Source organism: Psychrobacter sp. 1044 (assembly GCF_904846525.1).
In the GTDB taxonomy this organism is placed as follows: domain Bacteria; phylum Pseudomonadota; class Gammaproteobacteria; order Pseudomonadales; family Moraxellaceae; genus Psychrobacter.
The window spans coordinates 30966-57030 of record NZ_CAJHAZ010000009.1 but is presented as its reverse complement, the minus strand read 5'-3'; the positions used below and the strand labels follow the sequence as shown (position 1 = coordinate 57030).

Sequence of the window (26065 nt, the reverse complement as noted above, 5' to 3'; positions counted from 1 at the left end):
TGCAGATACGATGATTTGCAGCAGTGACTATAGCAGGTGACGTGAATAATTTTACTCAACCAGACAGCAATTCTATCAAAGCAATCAAGCCCTCGTTGATTAAAGGTTTGCTGCAGGCAGACAGTTTTGATGTGCAGCAGTGGCAGCGATATATAGAACAAGAGATTGGTTTCGTTCTACCCAATGTCCAGCTGCAATGGTTGATAAATGCGATTGAACACACGGCATTATCACATGGATTGACAGTTGAAAAGCTGTGGTGTCAACTACCAAAAAACGATGAAGTACGCCAGCAGTTATTGGATAAAGTACTGATTCACGAAAGTCGTTTTTTTCGTCATATGCCTTCTATCGATTTTGTCACAAAGTGTGCATTACAGCATCAGCGCCAGCAGCTTACTGCCACTAGTACTGATCGTGGTCACGACAATGATGCTAATGATTTATTTCGCATTTGGAGTGTTGGTTGTGCCAGTGGACAAGAAACATGGTCATTGGCGATGAGCTTGGCTTCTGAACAATTGATTAATTATACGATATTGGGTACAGATGTCAGCCAACAAGCCATTACAAAAGCACGACTAGGGCAGTATGATAAGCGGCAGCAGTCGTTAATTCCAGACCTGTGCCAGCAGTTCGTTCAGCCATGGCGAGCTAAGTGTGATATCAGTCAATCGCATTTTTATAAGGTGTCTACCGCAAAAAAGGCGATGACTGGCACTCAGACCGACTGGCAGATTGCGCCAACGTTACGACGCTATGTTAGCTTCGCTTTACACAATATTATTGAGCAAAAACCACCCACTTCGCACCTTCAGCATGTCATTATCTGTCAAAATATGCTGCTATATTTTCGCAAGTTTGATCAGCGTGATATTTTGGCAAAGCTATCAGAGCAGTGTGCGTTAGGTGGATATATTATATTGGCTCCAGGTGAGGCGTTGTTTTGGCGTCCTTCAAATATGCGCCGTATTGCGCACCCACAGGTTAATGTGTGGCAAAAAATTAATGTCTAGATTAGTGCCTAGACAAGTTAGGATAACCCTATGAAAAACCAGCCCAATGACATAGTGACGCTTGAGTGGTTATTACCACTGTTTAATCAGCAATTATCACAGATATCTGATGGCTGGCAGTTAGACGCTGATAGCACTGATTACGAGCAGATGGTGCAACATTATCATCAGGTTGGCGGCGCGCTAACGATGATTCGCCTTAATTTATTAGCAGATCTTGCCAATAAACTGAGCTTGCTGGCAGACGTTAGCAGTCGCGATCGTATTTCTGCTAACGACCGCCGCATTGGTCAGTTTTCTCATCGCTTGCTACAGCGTGAGTTGAATCAATACGCAGGTATGGGTAATCACAACACCGTTTTAATTGATAATGCTGCTGACGAGCTTACTCAAGCACTATCGAAACTGGGGGTAGCGCCAGATATCTCGGTCAGCTTGGCGAATACTCAGCATAAGAATCTAAATAATCATGCTATCGATGATCATATTATCGATGGTATCAATAGCATCGAAGTGATGATGCCGGCGAATAGAACGGCGACTCATTTAGCTGATTATCACTATCAACAATTATTACTGGTTTGGCGACAGCAAGTACAAGCGTTATTGAGTGCCAATACCAATCAACCGTCCTTATTGACTACACTAGAAAGAGTCAGCCAATACTTATGGCAGACCATTCAACATGATGACTTACAACGCCTTTGGTACTTAACGGAACTGTGGCTAAATGACCTTGCTCATAATGACACCCCATTACCTGAGCATTATGCGTCATTGCTAAGTCAGCTGGATCAAGTAATAGAGTCTCGCACTCAGCAAGCTGAGTTGTCATCAAGCGTTATTCGAAGCTTAATCATAAGGGTGTATATCGAACTAAATAGCCTTGCTCAAAGTAGCAAGCGCACTCTGTCACTTCTAAATAATTTGTCGCAAACGTCGTCAACGGGATCACGCTTTTTACCACGTATACTCAGTGAGCTTGAGACACTTATCTTTACTTTGGATAAGCCAGACACGCTTCTTGTTCCTTTACAGAAAATACAAAGTCAACTCGAAGGTCGAGGTTGGACTTATTACGTGTCGCAAATACATGAAATTGTTACAGACATAGAGCAGGCTCTATCATCAGAAACAGGATTTGCACAAGAACAATGGCAGATTGAGCGCCAGCTTCAAGAGCTATATAACGCTATCTATCATACTGAACAGACGATATCTCTCAAGATAGGGGATGCCGCTTCTTTTACGACATTGTCTGCAACGTTTGAAGATATTGACACGCAGTCGGAAGAAAGTCCTGCGACGGCTTCTGTTGGTGGAAGTTTACGTGAGCTGCGCATCGCGGTAGAAGATGTCAAACAAAGCTTCCATGAATATGTACAGCGTCAAGACACTGACTTACTGCCCATTGCTGCTGATTTTACCGATATTGGCGATGCTTTTGCCGACATGGGATTGCCATCAATTCGTCAAACCATGAATGATATGGCAAGTATATTTACACAATTGACCATTCATGAGATTGACGTACTCAGTTGGGATGTGACTCAGGCATTGGCTGAAGGACTAACGTCTATTGAATTGTTGCTTGACTACCTTGCGCAGCAGGTTTTTGACCCGCAGCTATTAATGCGGGCAAATGAGTATACTGCGACTGCCGCCCAACTTCTGACTCATTATATTGCATCGCCAGAGACCATTAAAGACACTTTCCTTACCCAAAAATCCGTAGCGACCAACGTATTGCGTTACGATGATAGTGGCGAGATTACTCCTGCTAATAGTCAAAATGATGTTGCTAACCAAGCTTTGACTGATGTAGATAATGAGCGTGTGGTAGGGCAAGATACGGCTGATGATGATAGTACCGAGAGTGAACCATTAACGCTTGCTCGTGAGCAAGTTAAGCCTGATAATTTTGAGATGGACGCAGAGATTCGTGACATCTTTATCGAAGAGGTGACGGAAGTCATTGCTGATTTAGAAGACTTTCTACATATCTGGCAGCAAGACTCAAAGGATTTAACCCCACTCACTGAAGTGCGTAGAGGGTTCCATACTTTAAAAGGCTCAGGACGTATGGTTGGGGCTTTTAGCATCAGCGAGATGGCATGGTCGATCGAAAATCTGCTCAATCGCCTGTTAGATAAAACGCTGCCTGTCACAGATGAAGTTGTAAGTCTGGTGATGAATACGGCAAAACGTCTACCAGCATTAGTGGTAGATTTTGAAGCACAACAATCTCCAAGCTTTGATCCTGCTGTCACTATTCTACAAAGCCATAACCTCATGACACAGCAACCTATCAATGCTGGGCTGACCATATTAGATGCTGTCACTGCTGATTCAGACTCAGCATTAGAACTATCGCCTCCATTTGATGATGATGCTGAATTGCTAAGTGCTCTCGACATGAGCAATGAGTCAAACGAGACAACTGCTGATAGTACAAAGAGCACTGCTGTTGCTTCCTTATCTGCTATTGATATTCCAGCGATACTCAAACCCTTTATGCAAGAAACTGAGCAGCTAGCGGCAGATGCTCATGATGCCGATCCTGATATTAAAGAGATATTTTTAGAAGAAGCTGATGAAGTATTGGCTGAGATTGTACCTTTATATGAAGATTGGCGATTATTGCCAGCTGACTTAAGCGGATTGGTGGATATTCGTCGAGGGTTCCATACCTTAAAAGGTTCCGGTCGTATGGTCGGTGCAAATTATACGGCTGAGCTGGCTTGGGCTATAGAAAATATGCTTAATCGCATTTTGGATCATAGTGTGACTGTCTCAGCAGATATGCGTCAGCTTATTGCTGATGTGCTAGCTGCCTATCCTGCGATGCTAACAGTATTTGAAAATGACAGCCAAAATTATCCAGCGATGGTGCCTTTATGGATCGCATGCGCTAATGCTTATAGCAAACAGCAAGGGGATGCATTTAGCTATTCTGCCTTGTATGAGCAAGCATCAAATAGTTCTGAGGATGAGACCATCCAAGCGTCAGTACTGTCGCCTGCTATTGATGAGCATAGCCCGACCCAAGATAATCTTAATACAGAGATAGATACCACGCTGCAGACGATTAATTCTGTCAATGAAATGATAGCAGAAGCGCCTATTTATTTAGCACCGCAAAGCGAAGAAGAAAAAATGTTTTGTGAGATTTTTATCGACGAAGCAGAAGGACTATTGCAAGATATTGACCAATTCGTTGATGAGCATCAAGATCAGTCTTATATTGAAGTGACGGATGAGATTGTACGCGCATTTCATACCTTGCGAGGGGCTTCAGGTTCTAGCGCTTTAGCAGCGATCAGCGAGGTTAGCGCAACGATAGAGCATAGCTTAGAGCTACTACAGCAGCAAGATACTGCCATGAATGCTCAACATCTAGAAGCATTGGCGAAGTCTGCTACGCTAATGGACGGTTATTTAAACAACTACAAGCAAAACGTTCAGCCGCAAAATATATCGATCGAAGACGCGCAAAGTCAGCAAGATATAGCCTCATTGCAAGCCATGCTTGGTGAGCAATACGTCATTAGCGATGATAAGGTCACGGCTGATAACAAACCAACGATAGAGCAGTTGTTAGATAATAATATTGATGAACTATTGGATGCTGAGTGGGAGTTAGATGACGCACTTAATCATTCTGAGACAGCACATGTTCAGGGCTATATATCGCAGCAAATATCGCAAATAGCTTACTTAGCCAATAAAGCAGAAGCGTTTCCAAAATTCACCTATATTCTCAATGAGTTGGGTCACGCTTATGCCTATTTGAAAGATAATATTGATACAGCAAGAAATATCGATACCCAAGCGGTTTTACATGCTGGTCATGCTCAATTGGTTGGTTTGTTCGACGCATTGGCTGGTAGCACGTCATTGAAGATTGACCAACAAGTTATTGAAGATCTACAACGTATTTACCAGGACGATGATAGCAATGGTGATGAGGGTATCTTTGTCGTGAGAGCCGTTGCAGCACCTGAGCTACAGCTTGAATCTATTGATACTGATGCTGAGCTATTAGAGATATTTTTAGAAGAAGCTCAAGAGCTCGATGCCGCGCTGGATGAGAGTTTTAATAAGTGGCGTGCTGATATCAGCAATATCAATGCGCTAAAAGTTTTACAGCGCCATCTGCACACTATCAAAGGTGGTGCGCGAATGGCAGGTATTCGTAGTATTGGTGATCTGACCCATGAAGCTGAAAGTGTCTATGAAGCATTTGTAGAGAATAGAAGAATACCGACAGCACAATGGCTTGAAATAATGCAAATAGTGCAAGACACCATGTCGTTGCAAGTACTGCATATCGTAAATCATAAAAAATCATTTTTTGCCTCAGCGTTGATTGAGCAACTACAACAGTTTGTAAAAGCCCAAGCCTTGCCAGAAACGGTAGAGCTAATCATACCTATACCGAAAACCCACTTCGAACCTGAAATACAAAGTAGGGTGGCTAACAACGCTCACCTCAGCGCTGACGTATCGGATACCTTGAGCCTAGACATGATGATTAAACAGTCATGGGCGAATGGTTTGCCAGATCCTGATATATTGTCGGTGTTTTTAGAAGAAGCTGAGGAGCTCACCAATCGTAATAAGTATCTGCAACTGTTCTTAAAAGATACCAATAATACGACAGCATTACAGGCATTGCAGCGTGATTTGCATACCATCAAAGGTGGCGCACGAATGGTCACCGCAGCTGGTATCGCTGATCTGGCACATGAAATGGAATCGGTTTATACAGATTTTGTAGATAATCGTCGTCCTGCTACCAAAAAAGTATTGGAGTTGCTGGTTGCCAGTCATGACTGGCTTGCTGATGCGATCTCTATCCTTAGACAACATGTCAATCCACCGACGCCTGCGCTATTGATTGAGGCATTGCAGCAATTTAGTAAAAATCCTGACAGCCTAAAGCAAATCCCTAAAGAATCCCTACAATCGCAGCATGAAGCGCTCTTTATTGCTAGAGAACAGCAAGACTCACAGTATCTGGCAAAAGATATTAGTGAGATGCCTTCTATGCTCAGCAGTACGGGTGAGGAAGATCAGAGTGCCAATAATAACGAGATGATTCGTATCTCAGGTGGTTTGATCGAGCATATGATTAATCTGTCTGGTGAGTCAGCCATCAACCGTGCTCGTATCGATATGGGCATGAGTAGCTTGACCAATAGTATCGAAGATATGGGTATTACGGTACAGCGCTTGGCTGATCAGTTACGTCGAATGGAAATCGAGCTTGAGGCGCAGATCTTGTCGCAGATAGACGATGAGCTGATTAATCATGAAGGGTTTGACCCTCTAGAGATGGATCAATATTCTTCTTTAAATCAGTTATCCAAATCTTTGACAGAGTCAGCCTCAGATTTGATTGATATTAATCATACTCTATTAGAAAAAACACGAGACAGTGAAAGCCTTTTATTACAGCTGTCTCGTACACAGACCGAGTTACAAGATGGGCTTATGAATTCACGTATGGTGCCGTTTACGCGCTTAACGCCACGTCTTGAGCGTATCGTACGACAAACTGCCAATGAGCTGAATAAATCTGTTGAATTAACGATCATCAATGCCGATGATGAGATGGATAGAACCATTCTAGAGCGCATCACTTCACCGCTTGAACATATGCTCCGTAACGCCGTCGATCATGGTATCGAAAATACCTCAACGCGTTTAAAAGCAGGTAAAGAGCGTAGTGGTCGCATTACTCTTGAGGTAAATCGAGAAGGTAGTGAGATTGTCATTCAGTTAATAGATGACGGTCGCGGCATCGATGTAGAAGCCGTTCGTAATAAAGCCATTTCTCAAGGCTTGATTGATGCAAATGATAACAGCCTAACTGATCTTGATATCATGCAGTATATTTTCCATGCTGGATTGAGTACCAGTAAGCAAGTAACGCAGATTTCTGGACGTGGCGTGGGCATGGACGTGGTCATCAGCGAGATTCGTCAATTAGGTGGCGCTGTATCAGTTGTTTCAGAGCTGGGTAAAGGCTCACGCTTTACGATGCGTTTACCACTGACGGTTGCGGTATCTGATGCATTGGTTGTGCGTGCCGCGGATCGCTATTATGCGATACCTTTGGTACAGATTGAGCGTGTGGTACGGATTAATCCAGAGAAGCTTTATGACTATTATCAGTCAGGTGATGCAACGTTAAACTTTGAAGATGTTGATTATCGAGTGCGTTATTTAAATGAGATTTTGTCAGGCAATGAACTGAATGAACTGGTCGTTAATACCAATACCAGTTTGCCACTTATTATCATTAAGAATCGTAGCGGACAGAATATTGCATTGCAGGTTGATCAGATTGCAGGGTCACGTATTGAAGTCGTGGTCAAACCTCTAGGACAACAGTTATCGAATCTACCAGGTATTTCAGCAGCGACTATCATGGGCGATGGTTCAGTAATGCTTATCTTAGACTTGATTGCTTTGATGCGTAATGCGCAGTTGGTCAAAAATATCTCACAATCTGCTGATTCTAAACGAAGTCGTTTAGAGTTTAAGTCTACTATTTTAGTGGTTGATGACTCTGTTACCGTACGTAAAGTGACGTCACGTTTCTTAGAGCGCCAAGGGTTTACTGTGGCGGTGGCAAAAGATGGTATCGATGCAATTGAAATATTACAAGACATGATACCAGACATGATATTGCTCGACATTGAAATGCCACGCATGGATGGTTTCGAGGTGGCTACTCAAGTGAGACACAGCAAGCGCTTACAACATATCCCAATCATCATGATCACATCACGTACAGGTGAAAAGCATCGTGAGCGTGCACTAGAGATTGGCGTGAACGATTACATGGGTAAGCCATTCCAAGAACAAGAGCTACTTAATAAAATCCAGCACATACTGGGTCAAAAGGTCAGCGTAACTTATGAAGGATAATGCACGTGTCTTGGCGCTAAGAGGAAAAAACAAGGACGATATTAAGGTGATGGTAGTGGCAGAAGACCATCATCAGCGTATGGCCTTTTCAGATACTGTACGCAGTTGTGGTTTTAGCCTTGTTGGCTGTATGTCACGGGCGCAACTGCAAGAAAAACAGGGGAGCTCTGATACCTCGATTGACATCTGGCTAATAGATAGTGATTACGACGACAGTGTGGTAGCCGCGACTACGGCATCTAAACCTGCTGCGGTGTTAGTGGGTTTTAGTCAAGCACCTTATCTAAATGAAGCGCCGCAATATGCCAAATGGCAGCGCAAATTAAAGCGTAAGCTGGCACATATGTTGGCATTACCCGTTTTAATGGATGCACCCGTGCACAAACCTGATAATGCTGATGCAGACTGGCGCTACGTAGTATTTTTGGGTGCTTCTATGGGCGGGCCGAGTGCTATAAAAGAATTTTTGGATAACTTGTCGGCGACGCTACCGGTATGTATTTTACTGGCGCACCATTTTAATAAAACGATGATTGGCACACTGCCACGCATCCTGAATCGTCATAATGACTGGCATTGTCAGGTGATTACTTCTTCGCAGCGTTTAAGAGCAGGCCAGTGTCTTATAGCTCCTATTGATAAACAGATTGTTTGTGACTCTACCGGTCGAGTCATATTGCTAGAGCAAGCTTGGGAGGGTGAGTATAAGCCCGCGATTGGTCAGATTCTCAAAAACACCAGTGACGTTTATGGTAGCGAGCTTATCAATATTATATTTTCTGGTATGGGTAATGATGGCTCGCAGTATCTGGATCTCATTCAAGAAAACAACAGTCAATTGTGGGTGCAAGATCCCAGCTTAAGCGCTTGCCCAAGTCAACCTCAGGCGATTATTGATTCAGGGTATTGTGGTTTTATTGGCAGTCCAGCGGATTTAGCACAAAAACTAACAGACTATATTGATGAAAGATTAGTAGTAGCCTCTTTGCATTAACTGATTGTGAGCGATGTATGAAACAAATTTTGAAACATTCGTTTGAGGCAGTGAGCTTACTGACCACAAATAACGGTATGCTTGATGTCACTATTGTGCCAGCATTTGACCAACCTGATTGGCTTATTCCAAGCAGCCTGATTTTGAGTGTGGATGATTATAATGAGCGCACGGCAACCTATGAATGTCAGCAGCAAAAGATAGTAGTATGTCATCTGCTACCACAGGATCAAATGCCAGATACCATGATTGTATTAGAGGGCAATACTACCGATCATCGCTTAGCTTTACAAACGGCAGGCGAGCTGCACCACCGACAAGTGCGTATTTCTGAGGTTAAAGATACTGACGTTCCTGAGCAATTTAACAGCCCTAAGCATGCCGATAATATAGACAGCGACAAAACAGCCCTACCTTTTGATGAAAACGTTATGCTATCCTATCTTTTCCAAACGGTTATGATCGATGATAAGGCTTATTTGGTGCCCGACTTAGATAAAATTGCGCATCAATTGGTCGATTTAGACAGTTAGCTTCTCGCTTATATCGGGGTTTATTTCTACTATCAGAGAAATAGGGTTACCCAATTACTTTGATGATTGCTAATCGTTGAATGAGTGGTTATTTTGTCAATAACATTGATGATAGATAATTAGTGATGAGGGTAATAGGACAGCTCATGAATAGTAGCAATTCAAATGTGTCAAAGTGGCCAGTCAGCAGCCGGATATTTCACTGGATCAGTGCCGTTTTACTGTTGGTTACGTGGATAATGATTCTGTTGTACGATAATCTGGATAACAATCTTTATATTGGGTTGCATAAAGCGTTTGGTATTAGTTTGTTATGTTGGATGATAGCACGGGTGCTTAATCGTGTATTTATTAAGGCGCCGCCACCTGTACCGATGCCAAAGTGGCAGTTATTAGCCTCTAAACTATCGCATTTTGGCTTATATGCCTTATTAATTGCAATGCCAATAGCTGGTTTGCTGATGTCCGTTTATGGTGGACGCCCCGTCGATATTTTTGGCTTGTTTCAAATCCCTGTATTTGTCACACCAGATAGAGGGTTGGCACGCTTTTATAATGACCTGCATACTGATATTATTTGGCCGACCATTATTGCCTTTACACTTATTCATATCGGTGCTGCTCTATATCATCAGTTTGTCAAAAAAGATAATTTGATAGCGCGTATAAAATAATGGTATCAAAATAATCGTAGGCTGCTATAGGTAAACCTACTATTTCATGCCATATAGAAAAGCCCTAAGTTATGATACTTAGGGCTTTTTGTTTTTCTAAGACAGCGCTTATTTTTTGTGTTCAGGTAGACTGATATTCATCTCTAATACGTCTAGGCTGTCCTCAGAACGATGATTGATATTTACATCATCAATCTGTACGCCATTGACATATTTGTTGACCACTTCTAAAATCTCACGTTTCATTTTTTCGATACGATCAGCTGTTAAGCGGTTGTTTAAGCGATTTTCGCTCGCAACGATAACCTTAAGACGCTCAGTAGCCATATTAGCGCTACCTGCGCTACCACTGTCGTCAGTACCAAATAGGCTACTCCAAAATCCTTTTTTCTTCGTCATCATTGACCTCCAAACCAGCGCTGTAATAGACTCTTTTTCTTCACGTCAATATGACGTAGTGGGCGTTCTTCACCTAAGAAGCGGGCGACGATGTCATCATAACATTGACCAGCAACTGAATCGGTATAATGAATGACAGGCTCACCATGGTTAGATGCTTCAAGCACTGAGTGACTTTCAGGGACGACCCCAAGTAACGGAACTTTTAGGATATCATTTGAAATGGTATCAATGTCCATCATCTCGTTGGCTGCTGCACGCTCGGCATTATAACGAGTAATAATCAAATGCTCACGTACAGAGCCTTGGTTTTCTTCAACCTTTTTGGTCTGGCTTTGCAAGATACCGATAATACGGTCTGAGTCACGCACTGAAGAAATCTCAGGGTTGGTGACGATGATCGCTTCATCAGCATGATACATGGCGAGTTGTGCACCGCGCTCAATACCAGCTGGTGAATCACAGATAATATAGTCGAACTGTTTAGACAGCTCAGACATGACCTCTGCCACCCCTTCGTCTGTCAGGGCGTCTTTATCACGCGTTTGACTGGCGGGTAGGATATACAAGTTTTCAAGCTGTTTGTCTTTGACCAGTGCTTGCGACAAGCGTGCGCTACCAGTGATGACATCAACAAAATCATAAACAATTCGGTTTTCACAACCCATGATTAAGTCTAGATTACGTAGACCCACATCAAAATCGATAACGACTGTCTTATAGCCACGCAATGCTAAACCTGCGGCAAAAGAGGCACTTGTCGTGGTTTTGCCCACACCGCCTTTACCTGAAGTGATTACAACTATCTTCGCCACAATGGCACACTCCTATGAATCAATGGGATATCTTTTATATAAAAAAATAGCGCAATTGCACATTATTCACATGCTATATATACACTACCTGCGAAGGTAGCCTAGCATAAATAAACAAAAATTTATAGCACGTCCATAGTAAATCAGAAAAACAGCTTATATATGGATCACAAAGCGTTGCTACCTAGAATTTGCTGGTCAATATTGCCTATTGTGAATAATAAAATAGACGCTGACGAGTAGTGTAGATAGTGGCAGAGCTAGCGATTCATCATAGAACAGTTTTGTTAAATAAACTTACTATAATATTAAGTGCGCTGTCTAAACGTCTACTGTTGAGATTTTCTAATAAACGTTTTTTGATAAGCGTCATGTATGATGAAAATCGGCTTAGCCTGTTTACATTTATAAAAATCACGGACGCATCTATTGTTCTTAACGGCAAAAGAATTTAAGCGTCATCCATTACCGTAAATACTAAGCCTTCACCTTCTACAAATCTTACTTGTACAGATTTGTCAATCACGTGCTCAGGTAAGTTGTCTCGTAAGCAATAAGTTCCTGCCACTGACACCAAAGAAGGGTTAAAAACTTGACAAAAAATACGGGCATCCTTGTCACCAGTAGCGCCAGCAACCAAGCGACCTTGGGCACGACCGTAAACGTGCAAGCTATTATCGGTAATCGCTTCCGCCCCACTATTGACACTATTGGTCAAAATCAAATCACCGCCCACGTGATTCAGGCTTTGTCCTGAACGTAGCATTTGATCGTAAATTAGGCTGGTAATATGCTCAGCGCTCACCAATGTCTCTGCTGTGGTGGTTGCTATCGTTGTTTCTGTATTTGACTCGTTGATGGCTGCAGTATCATTGATACTGGTTGAATTGGTACTGTCTGAATTGGTACTGGCTGATTCTGTATGTTTATCATCGGGAGCTTTACTTACTTGAGTTGCAGCTTTCTTGCTAGGTAAAATACGCTCAATACGTTTGCCATCAGCAGGGAAGATGGCCAATCGCTGCTCACGGGCTTGCGCATCTAGTGTACCGGTCACGACGCCAATAGGCTGTAAGCCCCACGACCATAAAAGCTCTACCAATGCTGAGAGATCTTGTTCAACCTCGCTATCGATAAGGATGGGGATGTTACTAGATTTATTACTAAGCGTTGCGGCAAGCTGGGCGTCTATCGCGCTTAAATCATCTGTGCTAAATTGCAAACGTGAAAAAGTCAGCATCTTGCCATAAAATGCCAATGCTGGTAATGCTGGCGCGGCGCTCAAGCCTTGGCTGTCGTTGTCTGAAACTGTCATATATAAACCCTCAAGAGATAATTCTGTCACTGTATTCACGGTGTTGTTTTTATTATCGAGTCATACCATTCATTTGCTTGCCAAGCCTAATGTTTTGTAGGCAGGACGTGCTATTAGCAGTATGGATTATAGATGAAGCATCTCTTGATGCTTCCACTGCTGCACTTTTACCTGCGCTTCAAATTCAGTCAAACTGTCATCAATGATACTCGAAATCAAGGTATCTAACGCAGTATTATCCGTATCGATACTGGCAATGCCGTTGGCAATCGCTACCATCAATGAATCGAGGCGTTCGGGGTCTAGAAGGCGTTTATTGAGTGCGTAAACGACGTTTTCGCCTATATTGTGCCCGACGTGTTGCAACTGTGATTCAATCAAGCTACCGGCAATCGGTATCATGCGTAGGTAGCGACGCAGCTCAGGCGTATTGGCTAAACCCTCTTCAATAGCATTGCCCATCTCGCTGGCTAATATACTGCCGCCACCTGATGCTGCCGTCAACTCCTGTAGTTTTGGTGCTAACTCTGTGCGCAGTATCGACAGCACTGCTGCCTCAATCTCGTTACGATTACGAGTTATCGTTGATTCAATAAAAGATTTATGCGTTTTAGGATCGGTCAGTTGCTGCCGAAAGTTTTGAATAGTCGTCAATATGACGCGGTCGGATAGCTCTTCTAATAATAAGTCGATATAGAACCTAATCCGATTGATCCATGGCTGCGGCAGCACTTGGTAACCAAGCTGGTATAAGCGTCGCCCAATGATGACCGCTCGGAATAAACGTAAGGCACGCAGCTGGGGAAAGCACCCCAATACCTCATACCAATGGACAAAAGGAAAAAAGAACCAGCGATAGTAGACGTTTTGTTTAATCGCAATCGCCCAACGTAGCAGTAGCTCAAAGATCAAAAATAGGGTAAAAAATCCACCAGCGGTACGCAAAGGCTCATGTAAGGTATTTTGATACCAACTGAGAGCATCGCTAATACTGAGCCATCCTGCGGCATTGCTACTAAAGCTACTCATCAAGATAGCATCAATACTAATCAATAATAGATCGATACTGATGGCAATAATCATCACGATATCGTAAGTGAGTTTTAAGCGATTTGGCGTGGGTCGGTTTGGCGGTGGCAGCGTATTATCAGGCGGCTGATTGGATACAGGCGCTGAGTCTAGAGGCAGGCTAGTAGAAGAGGAAGCGGGCACAGTCAAACCTTATAAATGATAAATAACACGAAAAATAAGCGGCTCAAATAGTACAGGGCTATCAAGTCACTAACGGTCAAAAAGTCATGGGCTCATGACTATTCACATTATCAATGAATAGAGCCAAAAAACAACCCATCTTTCATTATAATTACGCATTATCATTTACGAGTTGGGATTTACAGTTAGCATTTATGAATTGACATCTAGCATTAGTATTTTAAACAACAGCGCTCAATCGTAGTTTTAAAACGACTTAAAGTAATTCACTGTTGTATGCCGTTGCTCTGTTAACGATGTTTCTAAGCATTCGGAGCTTTAGGGTTTGTTTCAAACTCAGCCAACATATCGGTAATACGCTGATCTTTTTGCTGCCAAATTTGCTCTACCCAATCAAACATTTGAGATTTTACCGCGTCATCATTTTCGTAACCACCATTTTTAATATCGTTAAATAATGCATCAGGCATCTCAATATAACGCACATCGACGCCCAAACGCTTGATGTTACCTTTCCACAAATCACTATAACTTGGCACACCATCAGGATAAACGATGGTCATATCTAGCATGCCATCGATGTCTTCGCCTAGCGCGTTAATGGCTAAAGATAGGCCGCCTGCCCGTGGCTTCAATAAATGCATATAAGGAGACTGTTGCTTTGCATGTTTGGCTTTGGTGAAACGCGTGCCTTCTAAGTAATTTAACAAAGTAAAAGGTTTGTCTTTTAACAGGGCACAGGCACGTTTGGCTTCTTCGATGTCTTTGCCTTGTAGAGTAGGATTTTTAGCGACGGCTTCTTTAGAATGCCGACGCATCATTGGGAAGTCTAAAAAGTAAAAGGCTTGACCCACAATCGGAATGTAAATCAGTTCAAATTTGGTAAAAAACCGTGTCAATGGCAAGCGTTTTTCACTAATGTACTGCACGATACTGGTATCGACCCAAGACTGATGGTTGCTGACCAGCAAATATTTGCCATTGATGTGCACGTCATCGGGTAAGCTGATGCGCCAATCTTTACGTGGCAACATGTCATCGATCAAGGCACTGTTGCTACTGATCCAATAAGTCGCGATTTTGATGACCGCTTTGTCTGCGATAGGAGCACCAGTGATGACTTTGCCAACACCCATTAACCATAAGGGAATACTACCACCGAAGCTGTTGGCTGCAATAACCCCAGTCGCCGTCGCAAGTGAAACGGCTTTGCCTAATTTAGGGTTGCGTTCGTGTATTTTTCGAATAGTGGATGTCAATCGCATGCTAAATCCTTTTCGGTCAGTCTTATTAGTATATAAATGATTCATTGCCAGTTTTATTGCACAATTTTAGCAGAAACGCTTCAGAGTGTACGAGTGTAAACGTGACTTGTGATAACACCTTGCGCTAATGGGTAGTTAAAAGTGAGAACACAAATGTATCCAATCATTGTGAAAGCCTCATTAAATCATTCTGCACTTCTCATACACAGGTGTGACAAAATATTACACATGATTAGATTGTAATTGCCATAATAATGACGAGTGTATATTAAGCATGTAGATGGAATTAACAGAAAATATTTATAAAAAGCACACTTTGTCTATAATTTTTTAAACTTAAGAGGAAATATTATGCGTAATACATTAATGATTGCAGCAGTAGCGTCAGGTCTAGCTCTTAGCGGTTGTGCTACTGATCCAAACACTGGACAACAACGCTTGAACAAAACTGCCATTGGTACATTGGCAGGTGCTTTAGGCGGTGGCGCAATTTCAAAAGCAACAGGTGGTGATAACACAGGTCGTGATGCCGCGATTGGCGCAGCTTTGGGTGCTGGTGTTGGTTACTACATGGAGCGTCAAGCCAAGCAGCTTGAGCAGCAAATGGCCGGTACGGGTGTAACTGTTACGCCAAATGCGAATGGTAATATTGACCTAGTAATGCCAGGCAACATCACGTTCTCATTTGATGATGCATCTTTAAACCCATCATTTAGACCAACGCTTGATAAGCTTGCATCAACGCTAAATGAGTATAACCAAAATACGATAACGGTTGCTGGTCATACTGATAGCAAAGGTTCTGATGCTTATAACATGAAACTGTCACGCGATCGTGCTTACGCAGTAGCGAACTATTTAAGCGCACGCGGTGTGGCTTCTAGCCGTATCAATGTTGTCGCTTATGGTGAGTCTCGCCCAGTTGCTGATAACAGCACCGAGTATGGTCGTCAGCAAAACCGCCGTGTTGAATTAACCATCAATGCGCCAAACAACGTACGTTAATTCATACGATGGTTTAGCTGTCATTATAGCGTTAAAAAAGGTCAGTGATAAACTGGCCTTTTTTTATGCCTGATATTTAGATTTCAAATTCAAAATGATTTTATGTATCAGGATTCCGTTATCTTTAAATCAATATTAAAATATTTTTGGTGTTTCTATTTATAAAACAATCGTTAGCTAAATGGTTACATTAATATTAATTAAATATTGATAATGATTATCAATAACACTATAATTTACAAAGCTTTGTTATTGTGGCGATACTAGGGTAGGTTGTCAGTTCATTTGAGGCTGTTCTAAATGGACCAAAAATAGCTAAATTTTGTCTAATAGTATCAAATTCTGGTCAATATCTTGATATTATGGGCGCTGTTTTTCTCATTTTTATCAGCATTATTTAAAATGAGGATATGCCCTAATGCTCTTTATTCAAAGCCCATTTTTCTTTTGCGATACTTTTTGAGGATATGTATGACGATTACCACAGTAACGAGCCGTAAGATTTTACCAACTACTTTAGCTGCTGCGCTTGCAGGGTTGTTAATGGTGTCGGGTTGTACCAAGCAAGCCAAGGAAGACACGGACTCTACCGCCGATACGCAAACAGCGGTGCAAGACACAACCGCTGCAGGTACGACGAAACTATCAGCGGTTGATCAAGCTTATACCGATAGACTTATGATCAGCTATGCCAACATGGCGCATGCTGCTTATAAAGATTCGCTAGATACTGCCAAAGCCCTGCAAACAGCAGTAGAGACATATGTGACAACACCAACCCAAGCAAACCTTGATGCGGCAAAAGCGGCGTATAAAGCCGCGCGCCAGCCGTATTCGCAAACTGAGATTTTCCGTTTTGATGAAGGCTTTGTGACAGCCAATGATAAACGAGCACTCGGTAGTATCGATGGTTGGGAAGGGCAGGTAAATGCTTGGCCACTTGATGAGGCGCTGATTGATTACGTTAGTGATGGCTATGAAGGTGAATACAATAGCCAAGACAATATCATCAATAGCGATAGCATTACGGTCGGTAGTATCAAACAAGATACCAGTACTATCACTCCTGAGCTGTTAGCAGAAATGAATGAGATTGGTGGCAGTGAAGCCAATGTGACGACCGGCTATCATGCGATTGAGTTTATGCTGTGGGGACAAGATACCAACGGCGTTGGCGAAGGTGCAGGCAATCGTCCAGTGACTGATTATGTAACTGAAGCAGGTCAATGTACCAGTGGTGAGACGGTCAATGCAGATGCTGGTATATGTGAGCGTCGTGGCGCGTTCTTAAAAGCAGCGACTCAATTATTGGTTGATGATTTGACTGCCATGGAAGCTGAGTGGCAGCCTGAGAGTGAGAATACCTTACGTAGCGACCTGATGGCTCGCAAATACGATAATGGTCTACGCCAAATCATGTATCAGATGGGCAGCCTAGCATTGGGTGAGCTTGCTTCTGAGCGTATACAGGTTGCGTTTGTAACGGGCTCTACCGAAGATGAGCACGAATGCTTCAGTGATTTGACCCATCTAAGCTATGCCAACAATGCCCGTGGTATCCAAAATGTCTTTAACGGCAACTATAAGACAGTCGCTGGTAAGAGCGTTGGTGGTTATGGTGTTAAAAACTATCTAGTCGATACGAACAACAAAGAAGCGGCTGATAAATTGGCGACTGACTTTGCTAAGGTAGAAGCCGCCTTTAATGTGATTGTTGAAAAAGGTGAAAAAGAAGGCATAAAAGTTGATCAAATGATTGCCACCGCTGGTCAAGTAAGCAAACAAGGTATTTCAGCTGAAGAGCAAAATACCCGTCGTAGCTGGATTGAAAATAGTATCACTAGCCTACAAGAGCTGACAGCTGGTATCGAAAATGCGGCAAAAGCGGTCGGTATTGACAATTTAGATGCTGACGCAGGTTCGCAGTTTTAACCGATCACGAATTTACTGGCTTAACAGCAAGCATAGCAGTGATTGACATAGTATTGACCGACATAGCATTGATCGATAATGCCTGACAAGTCGTTATAAGCTAATGAGAATTATTTTCATGGAAAAATAATTTAGGTATAATACACACGTTGTCGACTACCGTTGGCAGCGTGTTTTTTTTACCATATTAAAATAGCCTGATAGGTCAGTACATCGCTGTACCTTATCGACTAGAAGTGAAACACTTTATAGCATGCGATTTTAATGGTTCTAGATTAGAACTAAGGTACTCTTTATGAACACCACGATGAACACCACAAATATTTTCAAAGCCAAAACCCCTGCCTCTTTTTATGCGTCTTTTGTCAGCAAAACTACCCTGTTAAAGCCAACGCTTGGTATTCTATGTGTGCTATCCCTTAGTGCTTGTCAGCCGACGGACGGTGTGTCTGATGATATTTCTGAAAACGAAAAATCTGCCATTAATAATGCTGACAACCCAACGCTAACACCTGAACGCCTCCAAACCATCGAAACGCTCGCTGGCGTACCAATGCAGCAATTAGCAAGCTTTGATCCGCAAGAGGTCAAGCAAGGTGGTGATACAGGAATCAGTATTAGCAGCGCTGAGAGTTACTCTAAACCTTCATCAAACTTGACGGCCTCACGGAAAGGGCATTTTTTTATTGGTAATGCGTTTTTTCGGCAACCGTGGGTGATTGCCCCTGCCAGTACCGATAGCCGCGATGGTTTGGGCGCATTGTTCAATGTTGCTGCCTGTCAGTCGTGCCATGTCAAGGACGGTCGCGGTCATGCACCTATGACCAGTGATGACGATGCCGATAGCTTGCTTATTCGCCTTGCGATGCCAGCGACCACCGATGAGCAGCGTCAGCAACTGCAAAACTCACTTATGGAAAAAGTCGTTCATCCTATGTATGGTGGTCAGTTACAAGATCGAGGTATCCAAGGTGTGCCTGCTGAAGCCAGAATTGCGGTGCAATGGACAGACAAGCCCGTTACTTTTGCAGATGGTCATATCGAAACATTGCGTGCGCCCACCTTTAATTTAACCAAACCGGGTTATGGTGCATTTGATGATGACTTGATGGTGTCGCCGCGAGTGGCTTTACCGATGATTGGGCTTGGGTTACTCGAGCAAATACCGGATGAAGCGATTAAAAAACAAGCGGTTGATAATAAAAACAGTACGAATGGCGATATCAGTGGCAAGTTCAATTGGGTCATGGATCCACAGACTGGCAAGCATGCCCTTGGACGCTTTGGCTGGAAAGCTGGGCAAACCAAGCTGATTACTCAAAACCAAAGTGCTTTTAATGAAGACATGGGCTTGACCTCAAATATACGTCCTCATGAATCCTGTATGCCGACACAGACGGCTTGTATGAATGCGACGACTGGGGCTGATGAGCAAGGCAATGGTAAGTCGCCCGTCGAAGTCAATGATGAAGTGGCTAAGTTTGTAGAGTTTTATACGCGCAATTTAGCCGTACCACATCGGCGTGATGCTGACGATACGCTAGTGCTAGCGGGCAAAAAACGCTTTTATGATATGGGTTGCCAAAGTTGCCATACGCCAAGATATCAGTTGCCAAAAACCGATGATGACCATCTCGAGCAGCATGGACAAGTGATTTATCCTTATACGGATTTGCTATTACATGACATGGGTGATGATCTTGCCGACCGCACGATTGCTGGGAAATTACCCGCAAAAAATATCCAAGTTGAGTTTTTAGCCAATTCTTATGAATGGCGTACGCCTGCTTTATGGGGCATTGGTCTGGCGCAAACGGTCGATCCACAAGCAACATTTTTGCATGATGGTCGCGCCCGTACGTTGATGGAAGCGGTGCTATGGCACGGCGGTGAAGCCCAGAAGCAACAGCAAAAAGTACTCAAACTCGACAAACAAGGTCGTTCTGAATTGAATGCGTTCTTACAGTCATTATAGAGATAAGGTCATTTATCTATGCTAAATGACTGAGCAATAACTGAGAAAATAAGTAAGTGTTGATAAGGTTATCCGCCCAATCAAACACTAGAGACTAGAGCTTGTAAAGATTAGAATTTAAACCATTATTGATAATATTGAGAAATTTATGAAAATAAACCATGCTTTAGCGATGGCCTTATCGGCCTTAAGCGCAGGCTTGCTGATCAGCTGTGTTAAACCGGCTGATGACAATAAAGCGCCAGAAGTAGATAGCCAAAAAGTTGCGCAAGACAGTGCGGCATCTACCAGCGCTGCAGAAAAAGATAGTAGTGGAGATAAAATTACCGCTGTTGATATTAGTGCTGAGACTGAAAAGACCTATTTGACCCATGTGGCAAATGACATTGTCATTCCAGCCTATGCGGATGCCGCAAAACAGAGTGATTTATTGCATGATTTGGCACAAAAGCATTGTCAGCAAGCACCAGTCAGCGGTGATGAGCTGCATGCACTGCGCGATCAATGGCTAGTGCTCGCACAAGCATGGGCAGGCGCTGAGATGATTAATTTTGGTCCAGCGACCGCCAGCATGAGTAATTTATATATCAATTACTATCCTGATGAGCGCGGTCTGGTACACAGTGGCGTTGCCGAGCTAATCGCTGCCAATCCTAAGCTCACCGCCGAGCAATTGGCTAACGAGAGTGCCATCGTGCAAGGGGTGCCAGGATTAGAAGAAGCGTTATATGCCAATGACAGTCTGGATGCTGCTCAATGTGCTTATGTGATGAGTGCAAGCAGTGCTTTGAGCACGCGCCTCAAAGATATTGAGAAAAACTGGCAGCAAAATGCGACTAATCTATTAGCCATTGATAAAACGGCTGACAGCGATCAAGGATTGAATCAATGGTTTAATTCTTTACTCTCGTTGGTTGAGACCATGAAGTCTAATGCCATCGATCAACCGTTAGGTTTAACAGGAAAGGCAAAAGGTCATTTGCCAGCCGCTACCGCAGAGCAAAGCCGTGCCATTATCAATGCTAAATTGGCGACATTGAATGAAGCACTGACAGATCCCGTTTTGACCGCTATTTTGGGCAGCAATAATGAAAATGAAGTAGCAGATAATTTATCGACCGCGCTTGCTGATGCCACCACACTATTAGCGCAAATGCCAGAAGACTTAGGGACTGCCGATAAAGCTACTCAACAAGAGCTGTATGATCACCTCACGACTATTACACGTATTATTAAGCGCCAATTGATTCCGGCGCTGGGTATCCGTGTGGGCTTTAACAGTACTGATGGCGATTAAAAAATGCACTCTATCGATACTAAGACAGCAAATAAATTACCGCCGCAGCCAGAAGATAAGCAGTCTAATAATGAGCTGCTGGCAACATCAGCATTGACGATGCTTTCTACTATAATGGGTACCGTAGCGTTTGTCGGTATTCATCATCGTTATCGCAAGCAGCGTCAGCCTGATGCCCGCTTGCAGGATTATGTCGTAGGCATACGTTCGCAGTTGCAGTCGTTAACCTCTACACCAACACCCCAGCTAGCACGGTTTAGTTACGCTTGTCAGCAAGCCGCTACTGCATGGCAGCACGCTTATTATTTATCGCTAGATGATAGGAATAATACCAGCCATCATAGCGTCGCTGACTTTAGCGCAGCACATACCACCACCGTACTGACGCGACCCATTTGTTGGGTTAGCGGCGTGGCGTCTATGCCAAAAAATAGCGCATTAGCAAATGATGAGCAGCGTGATGATAATGATTTTGGTGTGGTCGGTATTGATGCTGAGCGACAAATTGTTTGGCAAACGACCATGCCTGAACGTGTCCATGATATTGTCGTTCAGCCTGTGCTTAGTGATCAAGATAGTACGGTGAAGAATCATAGCAGTCGTGACGTCGTGGTTATGGGTCGTCGTCCGAGCGAAAAGTTTTGGGTATTAGACACAGCAACTGGAGAAGTAAAATTCGCCATTAACGCTGCAAACAACCGTCATTTTTATGGACACGCTTGTTATAGTTTAGACGGTGAATTGCTGTATGTGACCGAGAATGACACCATAAGTTTGGATGGTAAAATCGGTATCTACGATGCTTACGATAATTATAAGAAAATAGCAGAGTACAACTCGCATGGTATCGGTCCGCACGAGCTGATTATGCATCCTGATAGCGAGACGTTAGTGATCGCTAATGGTGGTATCAAAACCGAGCAAGCGTCGCGTGAAGAGCTCAATTTAGACAGTATGCGTCCATCATTGGTTTACCTTAATCGTCATACTGGCGCTTTACTTGAGCAGATTATGCCTGAGCACAATCAAATGAGCGTGCGTCACCTAGCCATGCATGACGATGGAACGGTGATGATAGGCATTCAATTCCAAGGCGAAAAGCATATTAATGTACCGTTAGTATTGACCCATAAGCGCGGTGATACTGATTTTAAAGCGCTCATGATGCCCAATGATCAATGGCAGCGCTTTCATCAGTATATCGCCAGTGTAGCGGTCGATAGTGCGCGTAACCTACTATGCGTGACCACACCAATTGGCGGTTGTGCAGCGATTTACGATTTAAATACTCGTACATTGATTGATGATGTTAGCCTACCAGATTGTGCAGGTGCAGCAGTATTGTCTAATAATAATACTGAAAAAGCAGAAGATAATAATGAGCAATCAGGTTTTATCGTTAGTGATGGTCAAGGTCAGTTAGCGGCGTTAACTGTTAATAGCTTGGCAGCTGCTGAACTTGCTACTATAGATCAAGGTGAGCGTATTTTTATCAACAGTAAATATCATATGATGTCCTTTGATAATCATCTGCAAGCGCTCTGAGCATGAATGTGCCGCCAATATATCAGTCTCCCTTATTAGAAAAATCGATACAGTATTTGGCGCAAGCAGATATCGAACTGCATATCAGCAAAAAGCGGGTAAAAAATATCAATTTCCGCTTAAAGCCGCATCAATTACTGGTATCTGTACCACTATTTATTAGCCCAGCCCAAGCTGCGCAGGCTGTGATGAAACGCGTGTCATGGGCGATAGCAAACCATCCGCAAGTATTAGAGCAGTATAAACGGCAACAACTTCCCTTAGCGGAAGCTTCAACTGCTGATAGTACTTTTCCATTGTGGGGTGTAGAGCAACCGTTCACTTTAAATCATGATGAAAAACTTGCCTATTATCGGCAACATCTCGCCGAAGCGATACCTGCATTATTTGCAAAGTGGCAACCGATTATCGGTGCGACAGCCAATGAGATACGCCTAAAAAAAATGCATACGCGCTGGGGCAGTTGTAACACGCGTGCGCGCCGAATTTGGTTGTCTGTGTATCTGCCTGCTTATCCTATTGCGTGCACCGAATACGTCATTGTCCATGAGCTGTGTCATTTGCACCATGCCAATCATAGCCGTGCCTTTTGGCAAACGGTCGCAACCGCAATGCCAGATTATCAGCATTGGCACGATATGCTGGCGGGGAAGACTGGAAAATTAGATTAAACGATTTATCTAAATAATATGCATAATCGTAAGGCATGTCCTCATTTTCATCACCATCTTTAAAATGAGACACGCTCTAATAAGCCTGATATGATTAGACATAACGATATAAATCGTGTCGTTTAAATAATAATTTTGTCTACAGGGATGTCGTATGGAAAACGTCAATCAAGCGGAGTTTTGGCAGCAGCGTTATGAGCAAGACAGTATCGGCTGGGATATGGGACAGGTATCGCCACCGCTCAAAGCCTATATTGACCAACTGCCCGAATCTGCCAAAGAGCAATCGATTCTGGTGCCGGGTGCGGGCAATGCTTACGAGGTAGGTTATTTACATGAGCAAGGATTTACCAATGTCACCTTGGTTGATTTTGCCCCAGCGCCGATTGCAGCGTTTGCTGAGCGTTATCCTGACTTTCCAGTTGAGCATTTAATCTGTGCCGACTTTTTTGAGTTATCGCCTGAGCAGTATCAGTTTGATTGGGTGCTTGAGCAGACGTTTTTTTGTGCGATAAATCCATCACGCCGTGACGAGTATGTGCAGCAGATGGCAGCGTTACTGAGACCGCATGGTAAGCTGATTGGTTTGCTCTTTGATAAAGACTTTGGACGAGAAGAGCCACCGTTCGGCGGCACAAAAGCTGAATATCAGCGGCGTTTTGAGCAGCACTTTGATATTGAAATCATGGCACCAAGCTATAATTCACATCCTGCACGGCAGGGCAGTGAGCTGTTTATTAAGATGCGTGTAAAAGCGTAATTTCGTGCTCAATATTTTTTCGAGCCTGTATTTCTAACCGTTCATAGTAATAATCTGTCAGATAAAGCGTTGGATGTGCCAGCAATTTTTTTAATACGGCCATGCGTCCGACGCGATAATCGCCATCTGAGACATGCGCATACTCTTGGCGTACAGCGTGAGCATACTGTTCATACTCTGACCAAGATGACCCTAAAATACTTAAGTCCATATCTAGTAAATAAGCGGCATCGCTGTATTTTTCTCTCTCTTTAGCTTTGTTTGACCATTTGTCAATTTGATGACTAGCCGTCATCATAATCAACGCGTAGATATGTTGGCATTGCTTCGCATTTAAATAACCAGTTAATGACTCTACTGCATACTCTGCACTTTTAAGCTCGTTATCTGAGCGCGTCGGTTCATATATCACATCATGATACAACAGTGCTAACGCAATGATATGCGGCTCATGCAAATTATCCTTAACCTGATCGAACTGCCCAAACAACTGCTGAATATGTTGCAAGCTATGATAAGCACGCTGTGGCTCGTTATATCGTATGGCGATATTCTGCCAAAGTATGCTCACTTGCTCTGGCGTGATATGGCTACTTATAGCGGATAAATGCCACGTGAAAATCGTACCAAGCTCAGTATTTAGTTGCGACAAATCGTCCATTGTTAACCTTCGTTTGATAACTGCTAGCAATTTACAACCAACAGATTATTCTTTATTAGCAGCATCTTCAAAGGCTTGCTTAAACACTTTACCCAATAAGTTGACGTCATCGACACGGGCATAGTTCAAACGTGTGACAAAGGCAATATGGCGGTGTGGCCCTTGCTCAGCGAGTGGTATCGCGACGGCATTTTGGTTTTGCAGATGCAGTTGATCGAGCGCCATTTCTGGCACCAATGTCGTCCCCATATTGGCAAGTGCCATCTGTATAAGGGTGTTTAGACTGGCATCTGAAAAGCTTGATTTCATCTGTGCACGGTCAAAATGACAGACAGAAAGGGTTTGATCGGTCAAGCAATGCCCTTCGCCGAGCAGCATGAGGTTGGCGGTTGCCAGCTCATCAGCGTTGATGGTTTCAAGCTTGGCATGCACATCATCTTTTGGGAATACGGCAAAGAAATCCTCGCTCCAAAACTCAAAGCTGTGCAAACCATCGACCGCATAAGGCAGCGCAATAATAGCCGTATCAATATGACCGTAACGCACTTGCTCTAGCAAACGCTCCGTTTGTTGCTCAACGATGGTCATACGAAATTCTGGATAATTGGCTCGCAGGGCAGGCAATACTTTTGGCAACAGATAAGGCGCAATCGTTGGAATGATACCGACAGTCATCGGATACGCCAGCGGCGATTGATGGCTATGGGCGCGTGTGGTCAAATCATTGACTTCAGAAAAAACTCGCTGCGCCCGCGTTAAAATGTCTTCACCAATAGGGGTAATCAATACTTGCTTATTGTTACGCTCAAAAATCTGCGTATCCAGTTGCTTTTCTAACTCGGCAATACCCAAGCTCAGTGCCGATTGCGAGATATTACAGTCTTCTGCTGCACGTTTGAAGTGACGGTGCTTGGCCACTGCTAAAGCAAACTCAAGTTGACGTAAAGTAATCATAAAACCTCTCTATTAATGGGCTTTTAACGTGATATATTAGGCTGATTCATTGGGTGTACCAATTCGATATCCAAACTCGATGTCATCTTAACGTAACCTAACG

At 43.3% G+C, this 26065-nt stretch carries 19 protein-coding genes; 12 read left to right on the top strand and 7 right to left on the bottom strand.

Features of this window, described 5'->3' with window-relative positions:
* Positions 1–74 precede the first annotated feature (74 nt).
* From JMX82_RS07830 to JMX82_RS07810, 5 genes are all read left to right on the top strand, one after another.
* On the top strand, positions 75–1016 hold the full coding sequence (locus tag JMX82_RS07830; RefSeq protein ID WP_413786763.1) for a CheR family methyltransferase: 942 nt from the start codon (positions 75–77) through the stop codon (positions 1014–1016).
* Between the two features lie 30 nt (positions 1017–1046).
* The gene (locus tag JMX82_RS07825; RefSeq protein ID WP_201540114.1) at positions 1047–7955 is read left to right on the top strand and encodes an Hpt domain-containing protein; all 6909 of its coding nucleotides are present in this window, start codon (positions 1047–1049) and stop codon (positions 7953–7955) included.
* Entirely contained in the window at positions 7945–8949 is a 1005-nt protein-coding gene (locus JMX82_RS07820) for a chemotaxis protein CheB (RefSeq protein WP_201540113.1), read from the top strand. The genes JMX82_RS07825 and JMX82_RS07820 overlap by 11 nt, the downstream gene beginning before the upstream one ends.
* A 17-nt stretch (positions 8950–8966) precedes the next feature.
* On the top strand, positions 8967–9482 hold the full coding sequence (locus tag JMX82_RS07815) for a hypothetical protein (RefSeq protein WP_201540112.1): 516 nt from the start codon (positions 8967–8969) through the stop codon (positions 9480–9482).
* Positions 9483–9628: 146 nt separating this feature from the next.
* On the top strand, positions 9629–10156 hold the full coding sequence (locus JMX82_RS07810; protein WP_055124766.1) for a cytochrome b: 528 nt from the start codon (positions 9629–9631) through the stop codon (positions 10154–10156).
* Between the two features lie 108 nt (positions 10157–10264).
* Here JMX82_RS07810 and minE read toward each other — a convergent pair whose 3' ends face one another.
* The 5 genes from minE to JMX82_RS07785 all read right to left on the bottom strand — a co-directional run bounded on the left by minE (position 10265) and on the right by JMX82_RS07785 (position 15162).
* Positions 10265–10555 (bottom strand): cell division topological specificity factor MinE, encoded by a 291-nt coding sequence (gene minE, locus JMX82_RS07805; RefSeq protein ID WP_055124765.1) that lies wholly within the window; start codon positions 10553–10555, stop codon positions 10265–10267.
* Positions 10555–11370 (bottom strand): septum site-determining protein MinD, encoded by an 816-nt coding sequence (minD, locus tag JMX82_RS07800; RefSeq protein WP_045444058.1) that lies wholly within the window; start codon positions 11368–11370, stop codon positions 10555–10557. The genes minE and minD overlap by 1 nt, the downstream gene beginning before the upstream one ends.
* Positions 11371–11821: 451 nt before the next feature.
* Positions 11822–12685, bottom strand: coding sequence for a septum site-determining protein MinC (gene minC, locus JMX82_RS07795; protein ID WP_201540111.1), 864 nt, complete (start codon positions 12683–12685; stop codon positions 11822–11824).
* Between the two features lie 126 nt (positions 12686–12811).
* On the bottom strand, positions 12812–13873 hold the full coding sequence (locus JMX82_RS07790) for a hypothetical protein (protein ID WP_226950354.1): 1062 nt from the start codon (positions 13871–13873) through the stop codon (positions 12812–12814).
* Between the two features lie 326 nt (positions 13874–14199).
* Positions 14200–15162 carry an acyltransferase gene (locus JMX82_RS07785; RefSeq protein ID WP_201540110.1) on the bottom strand — a complete coding sequence of 321 codons (963 nt, stop codon included), beginning with the start codon at positions 15160–15162 and terminating at the stop codon, positions 14200–14202.
* A 351-nt stretch (positions 15163–15513) separates the two neighbouring features.
* Between JMX82_RS07785 and JMX82_RS14415 the strand changes: the two genes are divergently transcribed.
* From JMX82_RS14415 to JMX82_RS07750, 7 genes are all read left to right on the top strand, one after another.
* The gene (locus tag JMX82_RS14415; RefSeq protein WP_055124860.1) at positions 15514–16167 is read left to right on the top strand and encodes an OmpA family protein; all 654 of its coding nucleotides are present in this window, start codon (positions 15514–15516) and stop codon (positions 16165–16167) included.
* 471 nt (positions 16168–16638) lie between these two features.
* Positions 16639–18099, top strand: a complete 1461-nt coding sequence (locus JMX82_RS07775) for an imelysin family protein (RefSeq protein ID WP_201540109.1) — start codon at positions 16639–16641, stop codon at positions 18097–18099.
* Between the two features lie 295 nt (positions 18100–18394).
* The gene (locus JMX82_RS07770) at positions 18395–20074 is read left to right on the top strand and encodes a di-heme oxidoredictase family protein (protein WP_227676477.1); all 1680 of its coding nucleotides are present in this window, start codon (positions 18395–18397) and stop codon (positions 20072–20074) included.
* Positions 20075–20222: 148 nt separating this feature from the next.
* On the top strand, positions 20223–21371 hold the full coding sequence (locus JMX82_RS07765) for an imelysin family protein (protein ID WP_201540108.1): 1149 nt from the start codon (positions 20223–20225) through the stop codon (positions 21369–21371).
* A 3-nt stretch (positions 21372–21374) separates the two neighbouring features.
* The gene (locus tag JMX82_RS07760) at positions 21375–22916 is read left to right on the top strand and encodes a DUF1513 domain-containing protein (protein ID WP_201540107.1); all 1542 of its coding nucleotides are present in this window, start codon (positions 21375–21377) and stop codon (positions 22914–22916) included.
* A gap of 2 nt (positions 22917–22918) precedes the next feature.
* Entirely contained in the window at positions 22919–23587 is a 669-nt protein-coding gene (locus tag JMX82_RS07755; protein ID WP_201540106.1) for a M48 family metallopeptidase, read from the top strand.
* 154 nt (positions 23588–23741) lie between these two features.
* A complete protein-coding gene (locus tag JMX82_RS07750; RefSeq protein WP_201540105.1) occupies positions 23742–24347 on the top strand; it encodes a methyltransferase domain-containing protein in 606 nt (201 codons plus the stop codon).
* On the opposite strand, the gene JMX82_RS07745 is transcribed toward JMX82_RS07750, so the two are convergent.
* Positions 24325–25008 (bottom strand): hypothetical protein, encoded by a 684-nt coding sequence (locus JMX82_RS07745; protein WP_201540104.1) that lies wholly within the window; start codon positions 25006–25008, stop codon positions 24325–24327. The genes JMX82_RS07750 and JMX82_RS07745 overlap by 23 nt on opposite strands.
* A gap of 45 nt (positions 25009–25053) precedes the next feature.
* Entirely contained in the window at positions 25054–25962 is a 909-nt protein-coding gene (locus JMX82_RS07740) for a hydrogen peroxide-inducible genes activator (protein ID WP_201540103.1), read from the bottom strand.
* Between the last annotated feature and the right edge of the window lie 103 nt (positions 25963–26065).